Origin of the sequence: Treponema saccharophilum DSM 2985 (genome assembly GCF_000255555.1) — a bacterium.
GTDB lineage: Bacteria > Spirochaetota > Spirochaetia > Treponematales > Treponemataceae > Treponema_D > Treponema_D saccharophilum.
In genome coordinates this window covers 27,711-48,135 of record NZ_AGRW01000054.1, presented here as the reverse complement: position 1 = coordinate 48,135, position 20,425 = coordinate 27,711, and the positions used below count along the sequence as shown (strand labels likewise).

Here is a 20,425-nt window from a genome sequence, read left to right as displayed (position 1 = left end):
AATCGCGGGGACAAAAAAAACGCCCCGCGCAGTGCGGGACGCTTCACGACAAGCAACGAAAAATCATTGAGCGGATGTGTCGTTCTGACCGAATTCGCATATCGTGTCGACGAATTTCGCATGCTCAAGAAGCTCAAGGTTCCCCCCGACTTTCTTGTAGATGCGGATTTCACCGACGCCCGTTCCGCCGCCCAGAATCTGCATGAGCTCGCGGTTCCTCTGCGGAAGCTCGTAGCTTCTGACGAACATCTCGGAAGTGTCGCAGAAAACGTCGAGGTCGAGAACCGTGTTCCCCTGCTCGACGCATATCGTCCAATGCAGCTTCTCCGCGGACTCGTTCGCGGGAACCTGGATGCAGTCGTGCCGCTCCTTCATTCCGCCCATGCAACCAAAAAGCCCGCCGAGCTTGAATTTCCATTCGCCGATGCTGATTACGCCGGACAGGCATTTCTTCGAGCCGAATTCACCGTCCACGGAAAAGAACGACTTTTCGAGAGGCTTGCCGGTAATAATGCTCGTGATTCTTCCAGAGGCAAGATGGAAATACGAATCGCCGAATTTCTGCCCCCAGCTTTTGTCTATAAAGCCGAACGACTTCATCGGCTCGACGGAATATTCCTCGCCGTCAAGGACGACACGGCCGCTGAACATCGTCCCGATTCCGAGCGGAACCCACGAATACATCGAATTCCCGAAAAGGACTTCCTGCTCGCGGCACATTTCCTTCCTGTCGTAGCGGAGATCCCATTCCATCGTCCCCTCATTGCAGAGAATCTCGGGACGGACGCGGATATCGGAAGCGGAAACCGACACGGAACCGACGAGCGCCTCCGCGGAAAACTCGCAGCCGCCAGCCCTGAACGAGGCGATGGAGCGCGTGTAGTCGAGATGGGACGACGCGACAAACGAATTCATCTGCTTGCCGCCAGCCCCAAAGACGCCGGCCTTTATGAGAACGTAAGACGGTTTCACCACTATATCCTGCCCGGAATACCGCCCGCCATACGACGAGCCTCCGACAAGCGCGTTTTGGACATCGGCCTCGGTCTCCCCGACAAAAGTCCGGGTCTTCTGGGCGATGACGGCAACATTCGGGGAAACGCTCGGGTTTACCAGATACATCTCGATGAAAAATCTCTTTTCGGAGCCTGTGAACCGGCTGACGCCGCAGAAGGAATACCTCCACCTCTCAAAGCCCTCAACCCGAAGTTTCCCGCGCAACAAATACTGTTCCAAACCGCTTGTTTTTCTAGAAGCCGCCATTTCCTACCAATCCTTTTGCCGATGAATGAACATCAACACTTTTGATTTTCGGCATTTAAAAATAGCAACTTCATATTTTATTGGCGCTGTCCGCAAAATCATGACGCGCGATGCCGACGCGCAGCGACGCTCATTATTTGTCGAAAAGGTTGTCCAGCGTTTTTGAGAAATCGCTCTTTTCGAGAGGGAAATTCAAGTCGAGATAGCGGAAACACTCGCCGGCCGCCTTCTGAACGTGCTCATACCAGATTTTGTACAGCTCCGGCTCAAAATCATCCCCCGGATACGGCGCGCCCTGGATGTCGGAAACAAGCTGCCGCATCATCTTTATGCACTTCCTGAACTTTTCGCTGTCACATGCGACCTTCTTTTCTTTGCTGTTTACATTCTGCTCCATAAAAAGCCTCCTTTTTTTATTGAAAACAGGGCAGGGAATATTACCGGGCCCCGCAAGAAATTTCCCAAAACAAGACGGAAATCACACAGGAAGAACTATAACCTTTACGCCCGCGGAATCAATATCATCCGGCAGCTGCCCCTTCCCGCACATCACGGCGCGCCGCCTCTTCGTCCCCGCGCTCATTCGGAAACGGGCAAACGATTCCCGCATCGATTCGGCCGTCGTCCCGATCGCGTTCATGAATTTCCGCGCGCGGTCGCATTCGCACAGCCCCTCGAGCGAATGCATCATCCCCGTCATCCCGCGGTCGCGCGGTGCGAACGGCTGAATCCACCGGCTGTAATCGCCGACGACCGCCTTCTCGACATCATCCACGCTGAAATCGATTCCGGACGCCTCCTCAAGGCACGACTCGAAGACGTCGCACGACGAGAACGGGGACGGATCGCGGAACGTGGAGAATTCGAGCAGCCCCTGAAATGAATTCACGGAGCAGAACGCGCCGTAAGCGCCGCCGATTGTCCTGATTCGTTCCCAAAGAAGGTTGTTCGAAAGCCAGTGCGCGCAGACATCCTCGACCCCGGCATTTTCCGATGCAAGCGTTCCCGCGCCGACGACTTCCGCCGCGAAACCGACCTGCGAGTTGACGACGAAAACCTCGTCCCCGTCGTCGGAGCCTTTCCTGTCAATAAGCGTCAGCCCGACAAAATCGCCGACAGAACGGCGAGCGACGGTCCCGAGAGAGCGCAGCGAAACCTTCCGCACGAACGAGGGAAGCAGCTTGCGGACGGTCCGGAGCCCGCTTTCCTCCGCGATGACGTTCACGAGCGCGCCGCCCTCCATCATCCTCGCGACCATTTTCCGGAACCGTTCGGAAAGAGCCCCGATTCCATCATCATCAATACCGTGGAGCGTCATGAGCTGGCTCAGCCCGCTCCAAATCTCGTCGACGGCGCACGAGCGGCTTGAGCGGCATTTTGCGCGGCTCTCGACGTACATGCTTCCGTCGGGGACGATTCCCGAATCCATGTCGTTGCGCCCCTCGACAATCAAATCCTTAATGCGCTTCGTGTCGTGGAAATCGGTTCCCGTCATGCAGTCGGCAAGGATTCCCAATGCAGGCTCGATTTCTTCCTCAAGCATCGAAAGGCGGAACATGAACCAATCCCTGCCGAGCCAGCCGCGGCTTTTCCCCATTTCCACGGCGGCATCCGTGTCGCCCGAATCGGTCGTAACGAACATGGAGCCGAGCCCGCCCGTGTGAAGCGCGCATTCCTCCGCCGACTCCGCCCAGCCGAGCTCCCGCCCGTCAAGGGTCCGCCATCCGCATTCCGTAGCGACGAGGGACAGCATCGGGACGAACGGATAATCCTCCACATCGAGGACATCGACAGGAAGCGCGACATTCACGTACACAAGGCCGTTCACGTTTTCCCTGCATTCAAGGAGCGGAATCCCGCGCCCAGTTTCGGCAGAATCGATTCCGTCAACGGAAGAGACGGACACGCCGAATCTTTCCATGCGCGGCTTCCCGTCTATTATGAAATCCCGCGGGTTGAGATGCGGGATGCATGACACGTCGTCTTCCTTGCGCTGGAATTCATGGAGGCGCGAGCAGACGTCACGGATTTCCTCCGCCGACGTCCTTTCGGAAAGGAGAGCGACGAGTTTTCTCTCCGCATCGTCGCGCTCCTTCGAGAAATGCTCCGAGGGGACGACGACGACGAGCGAGCGCCCTTCGTTGTCGATGAGAAGGCGTTTCATGCGTTCGACGAGGAAACCGGGATTCTGCGCGAGGATGCGCCTCATCTCGTCAAGGTCGCGCCGCTGCCGTATCTGCCGGCTCAAATCGAACCCGTACAGCCATCCATAGACGATGCGCCCCATCAGCACCCGGGAATACGGGCCGTCGCTTCGCCTTATGGAGCGCTGCGAGAATTCAAGCGCCATCATAGTGGCATCGATATCGTTCGCGGAAATCCCGTCATCCGCGACTTTTTTCAGCGTATCGAGAACGAGCTCCCCCACTTTCCGCTCGTCCCCGTCGCGCACCCCGCGAAGCCCGAACGACATCACGGATTCGTAGAGATAGCTTGAGAAGCCGGACTGCGGCGCGATATCGTCGCCAAGCCCGCTTTCGATAAGCGCCTTGTGAAGGGAGGAACCGTCGTGATTCATGAGCACGCCGAACATGACGGTGTTCTCCATCGCCGAAAGGGAATCGGAAACCTGACCGAGCCTGAAATTCAGCACGACCGTATTCTTCGTCTCGTCCCCGTCGCCGCCTTTCGGCCCCTCGTACCTGCATTCCACCGGCTTTTTCATCGGCGCGGGCGCAACATACGAAAGGAATTCCGCGACGCGGCTCTTCCGTCCCCCGTCCGACACGTCGGCAGGAGGGAATTTCTGCTCAAGACGGCTGAGGAACCGTTCCTGAAGGAAATCGAGCTGTTCCTCCGTCGGTATGTTCCCATAAAGGAAGACAAGGCAATTTTCCGGGCGGTACCATTTCTCGTGGAAAGCGACAAGCTCCCCGTGCGTTATGGAAGGAATCTCGAGCGGATCCCCGCCGGAATCCTTCTCGTACACGGAGCCTCCGAGCACGCTCGCATTGCAGGCATTGGACACGGCGGATTCGAACGACGAATAATCGCCCTTCATCTCATTGTAGACGACGCCCTGAATCGAATGCACGCCGTTCTCGTCGCACTCAAGCCGGTGGGCTTCCTGCATGAAAATCTCCGGCGCCAAATTCGGAAAGAACACAGCGTCCCCATAAACGTCCATCAGATTGAAATAATCCGCCTTCACTATGGAACTCGCCGGATACACAGTCCTGTCAGGATACGTGAGCGCGTTGAGATACGTCTTCACGCTTTGGTTTGACAGCGCGACGAACGGGTCTTTCAGCGGATAGCGCTCCGAGCCGCAGAGAACGGAATGCTCAAGGATATGCGCGGCACCGTTCGATTTTTTGTTCGGGGTTCTGAACGAGAACGAAAATAGGTTCTCGTCGTCGTCGTTGAGGAAATGAACGACCTCAAGCCCAGTCTTCTCGTGGAGCAGATGGAACGCCACGGAATGGTAATCGGAGACATCGAAAACATCCAGAACACGGAAATTCTTGTAACAATCGCCTTTCCTAAACATACAACTCACCATTCCTGCCGCTTACTATCAAATCTCCATTGTCATAAGCCATCTTCATGTCTTCCATAAATTTCGCCGTAATCTTATCGACCTCGCTTCTCGGCATCGGCTTGTTGATAACCTCAAGCTCAAGAATCCCGTTCCCGCGCGACTGCGAAACGTTCCGCAAAATTTTCCGCCTGAAATCATCGTTCTTCGCGGCTATAAGGTACGAAATGTCGTTGTCCCCCATTTTTCTGAGGTAATCCTGAATGAACCGGTCATCCGCCATGACGACATCTTCCGTAGTGAACAGGCGGCTGCGCAAATCGTCGCCAAGCTCATGATCCTGCTCGGACAGGGAACTGAGAATTTCTTCCTCCGTCCCCGGATCCATCCGCTTGAGGATTTGTGCCAGCGCCGACCGCCCGTCAATCGCATCCGATTTCTGGACGGACAATTTATTGGCTTTCTCGTACATTGCCTCATCAACGCGCCGGAGAACATCAGGATTTATCTTTTTCAAATTCGCCAAACGGATGACGACATCCCGCTTATCCTCCGCGGAAAACGACTTTATGACATCCGCGGATACTTTCGGCTTCAGGTACGACAACACGAGCGCACGGACTGCATTCGACTCGTCCTTCAGAAGGACAGAAACCTTGTCCCCGTCGGACTCGGAAAGATAATCGAACGGCTTTCCCGCGGGACGCCTGTCAACACTGTCAAGAATCTGCTTCGCCTTATCGCTTCCGAACGCCTTCTCAAGAATTTCCTTTGCAGTATCGATTCCGCCGCTTTCACGAACCTTGTAGAAAAGCGACTGGAATTCCGAGAGTATCTGCTCGGCTTCATCCGGGTCTATTTTTTGTATTGTCGCTATCTCGGGAATTATCTTCTCGGTCTGCTCGTCGCTCAGATGCGGAAGTATTTTCGCAGCTTCATCAACACCAATAAGAAGGAGGAACTTTGCCACGCGCCTGTAAACGCTTTCCCGCCCGTCGCTTTCCCGCGGAAGCGCCGGAACTTTTATCAAGCCGCCGGAAGTCAAGGCTTTTGCGGCTTCGCTCACGCCAACGTCACCAGCATACCGTTCCTTTGAAGACGCTTTTTCTATCGGGTTTATTATGCTTGTATTATTTATCTGAAAATTTGTTTTTTTTTCTTCAGTCGGTCTGGAATCGCTTTCCGCTGTTTTTGACAGCCCGCCATTCTTATAGGCTTTCATTAAGAGAGCATTGAAATTCATAGACAACTATTCTACAGAGAATCCGCGAAAAAGGCAAAAAAAAATCCGCTTTTTTAAGTCCAAAACCTAAAAAAGCGGATTTTTGGGAGAATCTCAGAATCCCCCAAAAGCGTAATCTCCGAACCGGCGATTACCAGTCATCCCTCATGTCATCCTCATCGCGGTTCTCGACATCGTAGAGGTCGGTAACAGCGCGAAGGTCATCGAAGTAGAGGTAGTACGTACCGCGTGCAAGCATCGGATCGCAATCAACCCTGAAGCCGACAATGCGGAGACCAGGGCGGATTCCGTCATACGCGCTCTGCTGGATGATTCCATGCTCCCCATCGGGAGTCGGGGGAACAGCAACCTGCATCTTCTTCCAGCCGCTGAATCCGAGAGAACCAACATAAAGCTCGAAGTTGTTTCCGTAGTAGTCCTGAACGAGAACATACAATGAGTGGTCCATATTGCGTCCGGCAACCCACAAAGAGATTGTCTTTGTGACGCCTTCAATCGGAATCGGGCGTGTAGAGCGGATATAGAAAGAGTTCAGACCGCGATGGAAGAACTCGACCTTAACACCGAGAACCCTTGTATCGGGCGCATCCTCGTCACCCTGAAGCGGCTCCTTTGCAGCAGGAGCTCCTTCGAACAAGCGGGCGCTGATGACACCGTTATCGGGAGAGATGGACGCATTCCAACTTCCCTCCAACTCAAACTTGTCAACAGAAACCTCTTTCAAAGCCTGACGAGCTGAATCATTTCCGATTACGGTCGGATCAGGATTTGCAAGGCTTTCCTGAGCGAACATCAAACCGGCCGTAGCCGTCAATGTCAACACAGCAGTAAGTATCTTTTTCATTATTTTGCGTCTCCTGTAGATGATGTCGTATTAGTAGAGCCTGATGATGACGAGCCGCCGAAATCGATGTCGGTAAGCTCATATCCATCATAGATGTTGCTCAAAGAATTCGTCGTGTACTTGAGCTGGTCAAAGAACACGTTGAAATCATCAACATACTCGTTCGGATCCGTGCGAATCCTGAATCCGACGAACATCATCGTCTTCGGACCGCTGCGGAGCCGAGAGCGCTGCCTGATATAGGTCGGAACCGGAACGATGATGTTCTTCCAACCAGCGAATGTAAGGTTTCCTGCGGGAAGCGTATAGACGCGACCATCAGCATCGCGAACGAGGAGGTCAATGTAGTAGAGGTACTTAGCGCCCCATACCCAGAAATCAATCTGCGTAACATGGCCGGCCAACGGAATTTCAAAAGCCTTTCCGTCCTTCTCCGGATAAACCTCGAACCAGTTCTCTCCCTTGCGGAGGAAGCTGGTCTTGACACCGAGCACTTTCGGCGTTGACTCATCTCCCTGTTTCAGGAATTTGAGGGAATTCGGCTGCCCCTCAAAGAAACTCTGTTTCGGGAATCCGTTCTCCGAATCGATAAAGCGACTTGCCGTAACGTTCCAAGTCCACTCATTACTACCTGTGTCGTCGAAATTATCGACGACGATTGTCTCTACAGCTCTATTGCTAGGCTGCGCAACTGCCGGAAGGCAGAATGCAACCAGAAGAGCAAGACTAGTAAAGACTACTGCGCCCTTTTTCATTCAAAACTCCTTCATTTTGTTTGTGCAATCCCACCTTGTATTAAGACTACACTTTGAAAGCATTATATTTCTAGCCCTTCTCTTTGTCAAACATTTTATTATTCTTCAAGTTATTTTTGGTTTTTATAAAACCGCACAATCGGCGATAGATTACAAAAAAGTGTTCCTTGATTTATTGCGAGAATATCCTTATCATCAGTCATGTCATTTTTATTAAAGGAGTGAAAAATGGTCAGCTACAAAGAGCTCGGTCTGGTGAACACGAAGGACATGTTCGCAAAGGCTATCAAAGGCGGATACGCTATCCCTGCCTACAACTTCAACAACATGGAGCAGATGCAGGCAATCATCCAGGCTTGCGTCGAGACGAAATCACCGGTCATCCTTCAGGTTTCGAAGGGTGCCCGCCAGTATGCCAACGGAATCCTGCTGCGGAACATGGCAAAAGGCGCCGTCGAATACGCGCACGAACTCGGATGCGACATCCCGATTGTCCTCCATCTCGACCACGGCCCGAACTTCGAGGTCGCAAAGGACTGCATCGACAACGGATTCTCATCGGTCATGATTGACGGTTCCGCCCTTCCCTACGACGAGAATGTCGCGCTCACGAAGAAAGTATGCGACTACGCCCATGAGCATGACGTCACGGTCGAAGGCGAGCTCGGCGTTCTCGGAGGAGTCGAGGACGACGTCGCCGCCGAGGAATCGAAGTACACGAAGCCCGAGGAAGTCCAGGACTTCGTATCGAAGACGGGCGTAGACTCGCTCGCAATCTCAATCGGAACGTCACACGGACGCTGCAAGTTCACGCCGGCGCAGTGCACACGCACGGCTGACGGAATCCTCGTTCCGCCGCCGCTCGCATTCGACGTCCTCGAGGGTGTCGAGAAGATGATTCCGGGATTCCCGATTGTCCTCCACGGCTCAAGCTCGGTTCCCGTCGAGTACGTCAAGATGATTGAGCAGTTCGGCGGAAAAATCCCCGATTCTGTCGGAATTCCAGAAGAGCAGCTCAGGAAGGCGGCGAAATCGGCTGTCTGCAAAATCAACATCGACTCCGACGGACGCCTCGCGATGACAGCTATGATTCGCAAAGTCTTCGCAGAGCACCCCGACGAATTCGACCCGAGAAAGTACCTCGGACCGGCTCGCGACGAGCTCAAGAAGATGTACGCCCGCAAGAACATCGAGGTTCTCGGTTCTGCAGGCCACGCGCTTGACTAATCGCGCCGAACGAAAATAGAAAACGCGGGCTCCGCAGAGACGCACCTCCGTTTTGGGGGACGGCTCATGCGGAGCCCGCGTTTTTTTTCGCAGCGCTAAAGCTCAATAAGCTCGCCAACCTCGCAGTCGTCGGCGCGCATGCGGTCGTACTTCCGAATCTGCGAAAGAAGCACCTCGCTCTCCTCGACAAGCTCGTACAAATCGACCGGGGCAGAGACTCCCTTCAGGCTCGTGCGCTCGACGAACCTGCACACGAAGAAATCTTTGACCATATCGAACGTACGTCCGCTTATGAGAATCTGCGTCCCATATTTCTTGTTGCAGTCCTCAATCCGCGAGGCGATGTTCACGTTCGAGCCGATTATCGTGTACTCGAACCTGCTCGCCGAGCCGATGTTCCCGACGACCATATCGCCCGAATTCACGCCGATTCTCGTATACAGGGGAGACGAGACCAGCCCGGAGGAAACAAGCTGCTCGTTCAGGATGCGCTCCATGCGGCGGAGCCTCAGCGCCGCGAGGCAGCAGCGCACCGCATGGTCGACAAGCGTATGCGGCGCGCCGAAAAATGCCATAATCGCGTCGCCCTCGAATTTGTCGATTGTCCCGCCGAGCCCGAATATGACCTCGCTCATCTCGGAGAAATACATGTTGAGAATCTTCACGAGGTTTTCCGGAGCAAGCGTCTCGGAAAGAGACGTGAACTCGCGCAAATCGGTGAATATGACGGAAAGCTCCGCCCGTTTTCCGCCGAGCTCCACCTCCTCGGGATTCTCGATAAGGCTCTCCACGACATCGGACGAGACGTACTTTGAGAAGGCGAACCGCATCATGTCCCGCTCGCGCCTGCTCTTCATCGCCTCAAGGTAAACGAGGACGTGGTTCAGGGTTCTGACGACAGGAATCATCTCGCGCATCGCGTTCATCGTATGGAGCGTGCCGTCCATCCTCGGCCCGACGAAAATGCATCCGGGAGTGCCGTCCTCCATCCTGAACGGGACGGAGAAACCCCTGTTGCGGTGCTTCAGAAGCCTGTCGTGGGCGGCGTAAACCCTCCGCTCCGCGACAATGTCGCTGACGCTCGCCGCCCCGGGGACGCGCTCGCCGTAATTCAGGACGCGCCCCGAATCCGAATGCACGTCCGAATAGAAAAGGACATACGTGCAGCCGAATTTCCGCGCGAGGAAATTTGCGAGAACGCGATATACGACCTGGGGCGACTCAAGGGACAGAAGCCTGTTCTCAAGATGGTCGTACTCATTCTCCATGAACACTATCTCATTCGTAGAAAAATCTTCCATAAAAAGACGACTCCTTTTTGCGGGTGCGGCAGAAACTGGGGATGCCTCAAAAAAAACGGAATCATCCCGCGCGTGCAGGGACAATTTCGTCGGAAATCATGCAGGGAAAAAGCCCCGTTCCGTATTTTCATGCCGACAGGAATTTCCGGGAATCAGATTCCCAATAAATTCCTATCGGCACGGCGGGGCGTTTTCAGCATGTTTTTACAATCCGCCTATTCCATCATCTGCTGGTCGATAGGCTTTCCCGGTATCGCCATCGGAAGAATCATCTCGTCGATGTCGACCCGCGTGTCGACGATGAAGGGGCGGCCCGCGCGGAACGCCTCCCCGAACGCGGCCTCGAATTCATCGTTGTTGCCCGCGTGGACGTACCCGACGCCGTATGCGTCGGCAAGCTTCTTCCAGTCGGGACCGAAATCGAGCGTCGTGTGGCTGAAGCGGCTCTCATAGAAAAGCTTCTGCCAGACGCGGACATTCCCGAGCGTCCCGTTGTTGACGAGGACGATGACAATCGGGAGGTTGTACCTGGCGATCGTGCAGAGCTCGTTGCAGTTCATGCGGAAAGAGCCGTCGCCCGCGATATGGACGACGCGGCGCCCGGGGTTTCCGACCTGGATTCCCATCGCGGCGCCCGTTCCGAATCCCATCGTCCCCAAACCGCCCGACGTGACGAACGTGCGCTCCTTCATGAACGGATAGAACTGCGCCGTCCACATCTGGTGCTGTCCGACCTCCGTCGTCACGAACGCGTCGTCGCCGGCGATTTTGTGGACGGTCTCGAGCATGAATTTTGGGTTGACGGAATCAGCCTTGACCACAGAGTATGATTTCGGCACTTCCTTTTTCCATGCGTCAATCTTCGAGAGCCAGTCCTTCCGCTCCCGTTTCTCCACGAGCGGGAGAAGGCGCTGGAGGATTGCCTTTATGTCGCCGACGAGGCATCCGTCAGTCTTTATGTTCTTGTTCACCTCGGCGGGGTCGATGTCGATATGGAACACGGTAGCCCCGGAAGCGAATTTGTCGGGGTCGCCGATGACGCGGTCGGAGAAGCGAGAGCCTAGGGCGAGGACGAGGTCGCTTTCGGTGATGCCCATATTGCTCGCGCGCGTTCCGTGCATTCCGACCATCCACGTGCACAGCGGATGGCTTGCGGGGAACACGTCGCGCCCCATAAGGCTCTCGGACACGGGAATCTGCGCCTTCTCGGCAAACGCGAGGAGCTCCTTCTCCGCGCAGGAAAGCTTCACGCCTCCGCCCGCGTAGATGATGGGGCGCTCCGCCTTGTTGATGATGTCCGCGGCACGGCGAATCTCATCGTCGGTCGGGACGGCGACGGTCATGACGCGGTTGAAGTTCGAATTCTCGGCGACGAGCGCGGCCGAGCCGTCATCCCCGTTCGGAAGCGGCTCGAAATCGCAGACAGCCGCGGTAACGTCCTTGGGGATATCGACGAGGACGGGGCCAGGGCGCCCTGACTTGGCGATGAGGAACGCCTCGCGGATGGTGCGGGCGAGGTCCTTCACGTCCTTGACGATGAAATTGTGCTTCGTGATGGGGAGCGTGACGCCCGTTATATCGATTTCCTGGAACGTATCCTTCCCGAGGAGGAACGTCGCGACGTTGCACGTTATCGCCACGACGGGGGACGAATCCATGTATGCCGTCGCGATTCCGGTCACGAGGTTTGTTGCCCCCGGGCCACTCGTCGCCATGCAGACGCCGACCTTTCCAGTTGTGCGCGCGTACCCGTCCGCCGCATGCGCCGCTGCCTGCTCGTGGGCAGTAAGGATATGGGTAATCCTGTCGGAATTTTTGTAGAGCGCATCGTATATGTTGAGGATGTTCCCGCCCGGATAACCGAACACAGTGTCCACGCCCTGCTCGACAAGGCATTCAATTACGATTTGCGAACCGTTGATTTTCATTTCTTCCACCTTTCCGATTTTTTATGCATATCTGCAAGGCCTCAAGGATAAACGAAAATCACGCGATGAAAAAGGGGCAGACGCGCGAAGGGATTCCCGCGCGCAAAAAAAATGCGCCCGGAATCAGTTCCCCCTGAAAGCGCATGAAACTACCAATTCCGGCGTTTCGACTATATAATCCATCCCCATGGAACACATCGAGAAAACAGGTCAATACGATTTCTTCCCCGTCGGCGACGGAGAGGACGCGCTCAGGAAAGCCTCGGAGATTGCATTCTCGCGGCTTTCGTTCACTTTCACGCGGGAGCACATCGAAGGCATCATCCGCGCGGCGCTCTCGCCGGATGCAAGCGGGAACGACAGGTACGTCTGCGCCTGCATACTCAAGAACGCGCAGACAGCCGCGGAGGGAACGTTCCCGCTGTGCCAGGACACGGGAATCGCGAACGTCTTCGCATGGATGAGGCGGGGATTCGAGCTAAAGACGGACGCATACGGCTCGATTGCCGGCGGCGCGAGAGAAGTCTACGACAAGCGGAAGCTCCGTTTCTCGACCAGCGTTCCGTCAAGCTTCTACGACGAGTTCGACCCGAAGGACAACATGCCCGCGCAGGTCGCGCTCTTCCCGGAAAGCGCGCCGCTCGCGCCCCTTCCCCCGTTCGTGTCGGACGCCCCGGAAAAATCGCTCGCGCTCGTGTTCTGCGCGAAGGGCGGCGGCTCGTCGAACAAGACGAGCTTCATCCAGGGAACGAAGGCGTTCCTCACGAAGGAGAAATTCACCGCGCTGATGCGGGAGCAGATTTCGAAGTTCGGCACGTCGGCATGTCCTCCCTACACAATCGCAATCGTCGCAGGCGGACTTAGCCCGGAACAGAACATGCTCGCGCTGAAGCTTGCGACGGCAGGCGCGTACGACGGCATGACATACGAGCCGAACGCGTTCGGGTTCCGCGACAAGGAACTTGAATCGCTCGCGATGGAAATAGCGGCGGAATCAGGATTCGGGGCGCAGTTCGGCGGCAAGGCGTTCGCACTCGACGCCGTCGTCATCCGCCTTCCGCGGCACGGAGCCAGCTGCCCGATTTCGTTCGGCGTCTCGTGCTCCGCGCACCGGAACCTGAAGGCATACGTGACGGAGAAAGGGATTTTCGTGCAGAAAACCGCGGAAAACCCGTCGGAGATTCCAGGATTCAGCGAGGCGGTCGCCGCAGCGGACGGAGATTGCGGAGGCGGGCGCACCGTCGACACATCGGGCGGAATCGGCTCCGTCATCAAGCAGCTTTCCGGCGCTAAAGTCGGCGAGCGAATCCTGCTTTCGGGAAAGATTCTCGTCGCGAGGGATGCCGCGCACGCGCGATGGCAGAAAACGCTCGACGAGACAGGCCAGCTCCCCGAATACACGACGCGCTACCCGATTTGCTACGCGGGGCCCGCGCGCACGCCGGACGGGAAAGTCATCGGAAGCTTCGGGCCGACGACTGCCGGGCGCATGGACGTATACGCCGAGACGCTGATGAGCCGGGGAGCCGCCCTCGTGACGCTCGCGAAGGGAAACAGGAGCAGGCAGTGGACTGACGCATGCAAAAAGTACGGCGGGTTCTACCTCGGGACGCCGGGAGGAATCGCGGCGCTCATCGCCTCCAAATACATCGTCTCGCAGGAGATAATCGACTACGAGGACCTCGGGATGGAAGCGGTGCGGCTCGTCGAGGTCAGGGACATGCCGTGCTTCGTCATAACGAACGACAAAGGGGACGACTTCTATGGATGACACGGACGGAAAAATCCTCGATTCGGAGAAAGGGCTTTCGCTCGTGGACAACGACGGGGAGCTTTACAGGCTGCTCCTCGACACATTCCTCTCCGACGCAAAGTTCGACCCGGAGTCGTTCGGGAAGCTTGTCAGCGCGGGGAACAGGGACGGGGCGGCGAGCTACATCCATGCGCTAAAAGGAGCCGGAAGGCAAATCGGGGCGGAGCGGCTCGCGGCGGCAGGCCAGCGGCTGGAGGACGTCCTGCGCGGGAAGGCGGGAGGGAACGTCGCGGCGCTCGCGGGAAAAGTCCTCACGGAATACGAGCTGGCTTCGGAAGCCGTGAGAAACTTTCGGCTGTGATATCAAAAAAGTCCGCGCCGAACAACCTCGACGCGGCTTCGTAGACGCGGACGATTTCCGACGAGGAAGTGGAGCGCTCGCCGCGCAGCGTCTGGTACGGGCAGTCCGTCTCGAGGAAAATCCTGCCCCTGAATTCGCCGGCGCGGGAAAGCATCTCGAAAGTCGCCTTCTTCCCGTTCAGAATCTGGTGCTTCCCGAACGAGAAGAAGGCGTTGACCCCACGACGGAGAAGGCACCGCGCATCGGCAGAATTTCCGGGAAACGAATGGAACACGACCGCGGGAAGCGACGACAGGATGCGCGCGTCAGAGTGGATCCGCTCCATCGCCTTCCTGCAATGAACGACGACGGGAAGCGACATTCTTCCCGCAAAATCTACCTGCCGCAGCCAGAATTCCTCCTGCAGAGATGAAACAGCGCGGAACCGCTCCTCAAAAAAATCAAGCCCGATTTCCCCGACGGCGTACAGCTTCCCCTCCGAGGCAAGTTTTTCCATAAAGGCAAAACCGCGCTCGAAATCATCGGGGACGGCACCAGCATTCGCGAACGACTGCGGATGGATTCCGAACGAGCGGAGGACAGCGCTCCTGTCGTGGTAGGCAAACGAATTCCACTCGTCCTCGCTCCCGAAAGACGATATGCACCCGTACGCTCCGCCGGGAATGTCGGGATAGGAATCATGGCAGAGATGGTTGTGCGCGTCAAAATAGAACATAAAAAGCTAAACTCCCCAATCAAGATTCCGACAATCTTACTGTATCGGTTTTCTCCGGGGAACCGCCCGCAACGGGGTTCCGGAAAATGACCGTTCACAATCATAAAGTGTACGGAGACAAAAAAATGGCAACTTACACATTAAAAAGCATAGGAAAAAACGTTGATTACATGTCCATTGTCCGCGAGATGGATGACGGCTACGTCGTCCGCATCGTGCGCGACAAGGACGGATACGAGGACGTGACGACCGACTATCTCAGCAAGGCTCTTTTCGACTCCTGCCTCAGGACGGGATACATCACGAAAGTCGTCGAGAGCAGCGCCGTCACGGCATGACGCATTCCCGCGCGAAAGAAGACACAACGAAAAAAAGATAACAAAAAACCTGATTCAGGGAACGCCGCCGTCCCCACGGATTAAGGCGCGCAGCCCACGCAATCGCATTTAAAAACACGAAAAGCCCCGCATGAAGCGGGGCTTTCATTTTCCGCACGGGAAATCACAGGCCGAGCGAGGATTCGATTATCGACGACGCGGCACGGAACCGCTCCTCAATGCCGGGAACCTCCGGAAGCCATGTTATACTGACGCCCTTCCGCTCCATCCCCCTGAACCACGTTTCCTGGCGCTTGGCGAACTGGCATATCGCCGTGCAGAGCAGCGTGAAAAGGCGCTCCCTCGCATCCGCGCTCCCGACGGCGCCGTACTGCCCCTGAAGGTACTCGCTGACGAACCGGTACTCAAGCCCGAGCGACTCCAGGCGGCGGAACGACCATCCCTGCCGGTGCAGCGAATCGACCTCCTCGACAAGCCCCTCATCGAGACGCGCCCGAAGCCTTCCGGCAATGCGGGAGCGAACGAGGCTCCTGTCGAGCGTCGTTCCTATGACGAGGGGCGACACGGCGGGCAGGGACTCCGAGAGGGAGGCTTTTTTTGCCGCGTACTCCTCCGTCTTCGAATAGCGGTTGAGCAGAATCGCCTTGACCATCCGCTCCTTGTCGCCGAATTCGGTCGTGTTGTGGAGCTTCTCCTTCTCGGCGATGAGGATTGCCTTCAGCTCATCCTCGTCCTTCGACATAAGCCCGTCGCGGTCGCCGAAACCGTCGGGAAGCTCAATCATGTCGTAGCGGCGCAGAATCGAGTCGACGTACATGCCCGTCCCGCCGACGCACACGGGAAGCTTTCCCCGCGCGGTTATCGACGAGAACGCGGAATAGAAATCGCGCTGGAAATCGAAAAGGCTGTACTCAACGGAAAGGTCGCACACGTCTATCGCATGATGCGGAATCTCGTTCACCGTCCCGTCGGCGCGGACGAACCGGTACTCCGCCAAATCCTTTCCGGTGCCGATGTCCAGCCCCCGGTAAACCTGGCGGGAATCCGCGCTTATTATCTCGCCGGAAAACCTGTCCGCTATCCGCACGCCGATTGCGGTTTTTCCTACGGCAGTTGGCCCGATTACGAAGACGCAGTTATACGACACGGCACACCGCACATTTGAGGTACTCGGACTTCGGGTATCCGGCAAGTACGGGATGGTCGGCGCCCGCCCCGAACTTCGCGATTATCTGCACGCGCCTCTTCGCGTCCTCCGCAGCCTTCATCAGCATCCCGTAGAAATGCGGCGCGTCGAAGAAATACGAGCACGAGCACGTCACGAGGATTCCGTTCTCCGTGAGGAGCCTCATCGCGCGGAGATTTATCTCCTTGTATCCGCCGTACGCCTTCTGGATGTTCTTCGCGGATTTAGTGAACGCTGGCGGGTCGAGGATTATCACGTCGAATTTCTCGCCCTTCTCCTCGTATTCCTTGAGCAGCGCGAACACGTCGGCGCAGACAGCCTTCATCTTCCCCTGCGCGCCGTTGAGCTCAATGTTACGCTCGACGAGGGAAACAGCGTCGGCAGACAAATCTACGCTGACGACCTCCTTCGCCCCGCCCTTCACGGCGTTCAGCCCGAACGCGCCCGTATGGGTGAACGTGTCGAGCACGCGCTTTCCCCCGCAGAGAGACGCGACATAGCGGCGGTTGTCCTTCTGGTCGAGGAAATACCCTGTTTTCTGGCCGTTAATCATATCGACCTCAATCAGGACGCCGTTCTCCCGGATTACAATCTTCCCCTCGCGGACCTCGCCATCCCACGCGGAGCGGAGCGGAAGCCCCTCCTTCTCGCGGGTAGGCGCGTCGCTCTTCTCGAAAATACCGTAGGGGCGCACGACTTTCCGGAGCGCGGAAAGAATCTCGCGGCGGAAAACCTCGCACGAGAGCGTCGAGAACTGAACGACAAGGTACACGTTCTTCTTTATATCGACATACCGCTCGACGATAAGCCCCGGGATGAAGTCGGACTCGCCGTAGACGAGCCGGTAGGAATCATCCGGCGAGTAGCGAAGCTTCCTCAGCTCATGCGCGTCGCGGATTCTCCGCTCGTAAAACGCGGCTTTGTCGGCGAGGATTTTGTCGGCGTGCTCCGTTCCTATGATGCGGACGGAAATCTTGGACTTTCTGTTGAGGACGCCCGTGCCGAGAAAACCGCCGGCATTGGCAAAAACCTCCACGACGCTCCCGTCCGGAACGCCGGCGTCAAGCATGGAGTCGGCAAGCGGGACAGTCTTCACCCCGCTCCCGTCAGACGCCTCGAACCTGACGCTCTCGATTTCATTGTCGAAAACCCACGGAAACCCTTGTTTGAGCTCCGACTCCTCCTTCTTTTTCAGAAACACCCTTGGTGTCATATCAAATCTCCTTGCGATAGGGGCAGCCATCCGTCACGCGCCGCCCTCCCCCGAAAAATATAGTAGATTAACGTGAAAAGCGTCTTTCGGAACTCGGCAGCTACCGAAGCCGCCCGGCATGACAAACTTTCTTGCGGTTAATGTACTATGCCATACCCCCGTCCGTGTCCCCATCGGCTCCGGAACAGGGTACCTTGAAACGCGCCGTTCTGAAATACCTTTTTTCGGAAGCGGCGCACAAAAACGCGGGTACGGACCTAGAACCCGTATCCCTCGGACGCCTTCTTCGGCTCCGGCTGGAAGACCGTGCTCAAAACGTCCATCGCATGCGTCACCGGAATGAATTTCACGCCGGTCTTGACGATTTCGGGAATCTCCTCAAGGTCGCGGAGGTTCGCCTTGGGAATGTATATCGTCTTTATCCCGTTCCTCTTCGCCGCGACAGTCTTCTCGCGAAGCCCGCCAATCGGCATCACGCGCCCGGTCAAATCGAGCTCGCCCGTCATCGCAACGTTCGGCTTTATGAGCCTGCCCGTGAGAAGCGACATGAACGTCGTCGCCATCGTGATTCCGGCGCTCGGCCCGTCCTTCGGCGTCGCGCCCTCGGGGATGTGAAGGTGGACGACGTTCTGGTCGAACCATTCCGCGCCCCTGATTTTGTGCTCCACGGCATACGAGCGGCACCAGTTCATCGCAATCTGCGCGGATTCCTTCATGACGTCGCCCATCTGCCCGGTGAGGACAAGGCCGCCGCCCTGCTCCGGATACGTTATCGCCTCAAGGAGGAGCGTGTCGCCGCCCATGCTCGTCCACGCAAGCCCTATCGCCGTTCCCGGGACATCCGCCTTCTTCACGTCCTCCTCGTCGAACACCGGCATCCCGAGGTATTTCTTGAGGTCGTCCGCGCCGACGGTAAACGCCATCCCCGAAAGGGAGTCCGCGCCGTCGCCGACCTTCACGTCGGAAATACGCTTCGCATCCGCGGGAATCCCGGTGAGCCCCTCAAGGACAATCTTGCGGCATATCTTGTCGATGCACTTCTCGTAATGGCGGACGCCGGACTCGCGGGCGTATTCCTCCGCAATCCGCAAAAGCGCCTCCTTCGTGAATTTCACCTGGTTCTTCGACAGCCCGTTCTTCTCGAGCGTCTTGGGGATGAGGTATTTCCGCGCAATCTCAATCTTCTCCTGGTCGATGTACCCCGAAAGGAACACGATTTCGGCGCGGTCGAGGAGCGGCTCGGGAATCGTGTCGAGCGTGTTCGCGGTGAGGATGAAGAAGACGTTCGAAACGTCGAACGGAAGGTCGAGGTAGGTGTCGCGGAAGCTGACGTTCTGCTCGGGGTCGAGAACCTCAAGAAGCGCGCTCGCGGGATCCCCGCCCGAATAGCTCGCGCCCATCTTGTCGATTTCGTCAATCATGAACACGGGCGACTTCGACTTCGTTATCTTCAGCCCCTGGAGGATTTTTCCGGGAAGCGCGCCGATGTATGTGCGCCGGTGACCGCGAATCTCAGCCTCGTCGCGCAGCCCCCCGACGCTGAACCGGTAGAACGGCTTCCCCATCGCGTCCGCAATGGAATGCCCTATCGACGTCTTTCCGACGCCGGGCGGCCCGACGAGAATCATTATGGAGCCCTTGCTGTCGTCGCGGAGCTTCCTCACGGAAAGGAATTCGAGGATGCGCTTCTTCACGTCGTCGAGCCCGTAGTGGTCCTTCTCGAGTATGCGGCACGCGTTCTTTATGTCGAACCCAGGCTTCGCCTCGTCGCGCCACGGCAGGGAGACGACAAGCTCAAGGTAGTTCCGCTCCATGAAGTACTCGGACGCGCTCGGATCCATCAGCTTGAACTTCTCAAGCTCGTTGTCGAGCGTCTCCTTTATCTCGCCCTCGAATTTGAACGCGTCAATCTTCGCCTTCAGCTTCTGGTAGTCGCTTCCGTCCACGCCGGAACCGAGCTCGTCCTGAATCATCTTCATTTCCTGGCGGAGGAAGTGGTCGCGCTGGTTCTTCTCGAAGTTGTCCCGGAGCTCCTCCTGAATCCGCTTCTGGATGTGGATGAGGTCCTGGTCCCGCTTTATGTAGACGAGAACCTGCTCGAGCCTGCGGCGGACGTTCGTCTCCTCAAGGATTTCCTGCTGCTCGCCGCGCCCGATGTTCAGTATCGTCGCGACGAAATCGGCGATGCGCCCCGGGTTCTGGATGTTCACCATGTTGACGCGCATCTCCTCTGAGAAAAGCGGGTTGTTCTCGCTTATCTCCTTCATCTCGCTGACGAGCGCGCGCGTCAATGCCTTCACCTCGAACGAATCGGTCTCCTCGTCCTCGAGGTATTCGACGGACGCGTAGAACGGAGCCGACGCCGAGATGAATTTCCGAATGCGGAAGCGCCGTATCGACGAGACGAACACGTTCACGTTGCCGTCGGGGAGGTTTATCTTCTTCACGATTTTCACGAGCGTCCCGACCTTGTAAAGCTCGGACGCGGACGGGGATTCCTCCTCCCCCTTCGTGAGGACGAACCCCATGTAGCCGTTGTTCCCGTCGGCCGCGTTCTCCACGGTCTGGGTATCCTCCGCGGAGCTGACCATAATCGGCGTGAATATGCCCGGAAAAATCGGATGCCCCGAAAGCGGCAGTATGTGGATTTTTTTCGGGATGAATTCGTCCATCGAAAGGAGCGCGTTGTTGAGGGCTGACGTTATCGACGACGTGAGCGCGCGCTCTATCTTGCGCTTTATCTTCCCGTCGCTGCCGTCA

Annotated in this window: 16 protein-coding genes; 4 read left to right on the top strand and 12 right to left on the bottom strand. The window is 56.7% G+C overall.

Going from position 1 to position 20,425, the window contains the following annotated elements:
- Nucleotides 1-63: 63 nt before the first annotated feature.
- From TRESADRAFT_RS12710 to TRESADRAFT_RS12685, 6 genes are all read right to left on the bottom strand, one after another.
- Entirely contained in the window at nt 64-1,236 is a 1,173-nt protein-coding gene (locus tag TRESADRAFT_RS12710) for a hypothetical protein (protein WP_141607402.1), read from the bottom strand.
- A gap of 160 nt (nt 1,237-1,396) precedes the next feature.
- Complete coding sequence (locus TRESADRAFT_RS12705) at nt 1,397-1,660, bottom strand: hypothetical protein (RefSeq protein WP_002706215.1); 264 nt, start codon at nt 1,658-1,660, stop codon at nt 1,397-1,399.
- 81 nt (nt 1,661-1,741) lie between these two features.
- On the bottom strand, nt 1,742-4,813 hold the full coding sequence (locus TRESADRAFT_RS12700; RefSeq protein ID WP_002706214.1) for an insulinase family protein: 3,072 nt from the start codon (nt 4,811-4,813) through the stop codon (nt 1,742-1,744).
- The gene (locus tag TRESADRAFT_RS12695; protein ID WP_141607400.1) at nt 4,806-6,044 is read right to left on the bottom strand and encodes a flagellar motor switch protein FliG; all 1,239 of its coding nucleotides are present in this window, start codon (nt 6,042-6,044) and stop codon (nt 4,806-4,808) included. The genes TRESADRAFT_RS12700 and TRESADRAFT_RS12695 overlap by 8 nt, the downstream gene beginning before the upstream one ends.
- A gap of 130 nt (nt 6,045-6,174) precedes the next feature.
- Entirely contained in the window at nt 6,175-6,888 is a 714-nt protein-coding gene (locus TRESADRAFT_RS12690; protein ID WP_002706211.1) for a flagellar filament outer layer protein FlaA, read from the bottom strand.
- Nucleotides 6,888-7,643, bottom strand: a complete 756-nt coding sequence (locus TRESADRAFT_RS12685) for a flagellar filament outer layer protein FlaA (RefSeq protein WP_002706209.1) — start codon at nt 7,641-7,643, stop codon at nt 6,888-6,890. The genes TRESADRAFT_RS12690 and TRESADRAFT_RS12685 overlap by 1 nt, the downstream gene beginning before the upstream one ends.
- Nucleotides 7,644-7,871: 228 nt before the next feature.
- Between TRESADRAFT_RS12685 and TRESADRAFT_RS12680 the strand changes: the two genes are divergently transcribed.
- Nucleotides 7,872-8,870 carry a class II fructose-bisphosphate aldolase gene (locus tag TRESADRAFT_RS12680; protein WP_002706207.1) on the top strand — a complete coding sequence of 333 codons (999 nt, stop codon included), beginning with the start codon at nt 7,872-7,874 and terminating at the stop codon, nt 8,868-8,870.
- 95 nt (nt 8,871-8,965) lie between these two features.
- On the opposite strand, the gene TRESADRAFT_RS15400 is transcribed toward TRESADRAFT_RS12680, so the two are convergent.
- Nucleotides 8,966-10,171, bottom strand: a complete 1,206-nt coding sequence (locus TRESADRAFT_RS15400) for an adenylate/guanylate cyclase domain-containing protein (protein ID WP_002706203.1) — start codon at nt 10,169-10,171, stop codon at nt 8,966-8,968.
- 215 nt (nt 10,172-10,386) lie between these two features.
- The gene (ilvB, locus tag TRESADRAFT_RS12670) at nt 10,387-12,099 is read right to left on the bottom strand and encodes a biosynthetic-type acetolactate synthase large subunit (RefSeq protein WP_002706202.1); all 1,713 of its coding nucleotides are present in this window, start codon (nt 12,097-12,099) and stop codon (nt 10,387-10,389) included.
- A 187-nt stretch (nt 12,100-12,286) separates the two neighbouring features.
- Between ilvB and TRESADRAFT_RS12665 the strand changes: the two genes are divergently transcribed.
- A complete protein-coding gene (locus TRESADRAFT_RS12665; RefSeq protein ID WP_002706201.1) occupies nt 12,287-13,870 on the top strand; it encodes a fumarate hydratase C-terminal domain-containing protein in 1,584 nt (527 codons plus the stop codon).
- A complete protein-coding gene (locus tag TRESADRAFT_RS12660) occupies nt 13,863-14,213 on the top strand; it encodes an Hpt domain-containing protein (RefSeq protein WP_002706200.1) in 351 nt (116 codons plus the stop codon). The genes TRESADRAFT_RS12665 and TRESADRAFT_RS12660 overlap by 8 nt, the downstream gene beginning before the upstream one ends.
- Here the strand turns inward: TRESADRAFT_RS12660 and TRESADRAFT_RS15395 are convergent.
- Nucleotides 14,164-14,928 carry a TatD family hydrolase gene (locus tag TRESADRAFT_RS15395; RefSeq protein ID WP_002706199.1) on the bottom strand — a complete coding sequence of 255 codons (765 nt, stop codon included), beginning with the start codon at nt 14,926-14,928 and terminating at the stop codon, nt 14,164-14,166. The two genes, TRESADRAFT_RS12660 and TRESADRAFT_RS15395, sit on opposite strands and share 50 nt — an antisense overlap.
- Before the next feature lie 125 nt (nt 14,929-15,053).
- Between TRESADRAFT_RS15395 and TRESADRAFT_RS12650 the strand changes: the two genes are divergently transcribed.
- On the top strand, nt 15,054-15,266 hold the full coding sequence (locus TRESADRAFT_RS12650; RefSeq protein WP_002706198.1) for a hypothetical protein: 213 nt from the start codon (nt 15,054-15,056) through the stop codon (nt 15,264-15,266).
- Nucleotides 15,267-15,429: 163 nt separating this feature from the next.
- Here TRESADRAFT_RS12650 and miaA read toward each other — a convergent pair whose 3' ends face one another.
- The 3 genes from miaA to lon form a co-directional block, all read right to left on the bottom strand.
- Entirely contained in the window at nt 15,430-16,413 is a 984-nt protein-coding gene (gene miaA, locus TRESADRAFT_RS12645) for a tRNA (adenosine(37)-N6)-dimethylallyltransferase MiaA (RefSeq protein ID WP_245534358.1), read from the bottom strand.
- A complete protein-coding gene (locus TRESADRAFT_RS12640) occupies nt 16,403-17,665 on the bottom strand; it encodes a class I SAM-dependent rRNA methyltransferase (RefSeq protein WP_002706195.1) in 1,263 nt (420 codons plus the stop codon). Before TRESADRAFT_RS12640 ends, miaA begins: the two co-directional genes overlap by 11 nt.
- Nucleotides 17,666-17,922: 257 nt before the next feature.
- Nucleotides 17,923-20,337, bottom strand: coding sequence for an endopeptidase La (gene lon / locus TRESADRAFT_RS12635; RefSeq protein ID WP_141607436.1), 2,415 nt, complete (start codon nt 20,335-20,337; stop codon nt 17,923-17,925).
- Nucleotides 20,338-20,425: the final 88 nt, after the last annotated feature.

What these genes read in the sequence shown, in the direction of transcription:
- TRESADRAFT_RS12705 (WP_002706215.1), bottom strand. Translation starts at nt 1,660, where the DNA reads ATGGAGCAGAATGTAAACAGCAAAGAAAAGAAGGTCGCATGTGACAGC.
- TRESADRAFT_RS12700 (WP_002706214.1), bottom strand. Translation starts at nt 4,813, where the DNA reads ATGTTTAGGAAAGGCGATTGTTACAAGAATTTCCGTGTTCTGGATGTT.
- TRESADRAFT_RS12695 (WP_141607400.1), bottom strand. Translation starts at nt 6,044, where the DNA reads ATGAATTTCAATGCTCTCTTAATGAAAGCCTATAAGAATGGCGGGCTG.
- TRESADRAFT_RS12690 (WP_002706211.1), bottom strand. Translation starts at nt 6,888, where the DNA reads ATGAAAAAGATACTTACTGCTGTGTTGACATTGACGGCTACGGCCGGT.
- TRESADRAFT_RS12685 (WP_002706209.1), bottom strand. Translation starts at nt 7,643, where the DNA reads ATGAAAAAGGGCGCAGTAGTCTTTACTAGTCTTGCTCTTCTGGTTGCA.
- TRESADRAFT_RS12680 (WP_002706207.1), top strand. Translation starts at nt 7,872, where the DNA reads ATGGTCAGCTACAAAGAGCTCGGTCTGGTGAACACGAAGGACATGTTC.
- TRESADRAFT_RS15400 (WP_002706203.1), bottom strand. Translation starts at nt 10,171, where the DNA reads ATGGAAGATTTTTCTACGAATGAGATAGTGTTCATGGAGAATGAGTAC.
- ilvB (WP_002706202.1), bottom strand. Translation starts at nt 12,099, where the DNA reads ATGAAAATCAACGGTTCGCAAATCGTAATTGAATGCCTTGTCGAGCAG.
- TRESADRAFT_RS12665 (WP_002706201.1), top strand. Translation starts at nt 12,287, where the DNA reads ATGGAACACATCGAGAAAACAGGTCAATACGATTTCTTCCCCGTCGGC.
- TRESADRAFT_RS12660 (WP_002706200.1), top strand. Translation starts at nt 13,863, where the DNA reads ATGGATGACACGGACGGAAAAATCCTCGATTCGGAGAAAGGGCTTTCG.
- TRESADRAFT_RS15395 (WP_002706199.1), bottom strand. Translation starts at nt 14,928, where the DNA reads ATGTTCTATTTTGACGCGCACAACCATCTCTGCCATGATTCCTATCCC.
- TRESADRAFT_RS12650 (WP_002706198.1), top strand. Translation starts at nt 15,054, where the DNA reads ATGGCAACTTACACATTAAAAAGCATAGGAAAAAACGTTGATTACATG.
- TRESADRAFT_RS12640 (WP_002706195.1), bottom strand. Translation starts at nt 17,665, where the DNA reads ATGACACCAAGGGTGTTTCTGAAAAAGAAGGAGGAGTCGGAGCTCAAA.
- lon (WP_141607436.1), bottom strand. Translation starts at nt 20,337, where the DNA reads ATGGACGAATTCATCCCGAAAAAAATCCACATACTGCCGCTTTCGGGG.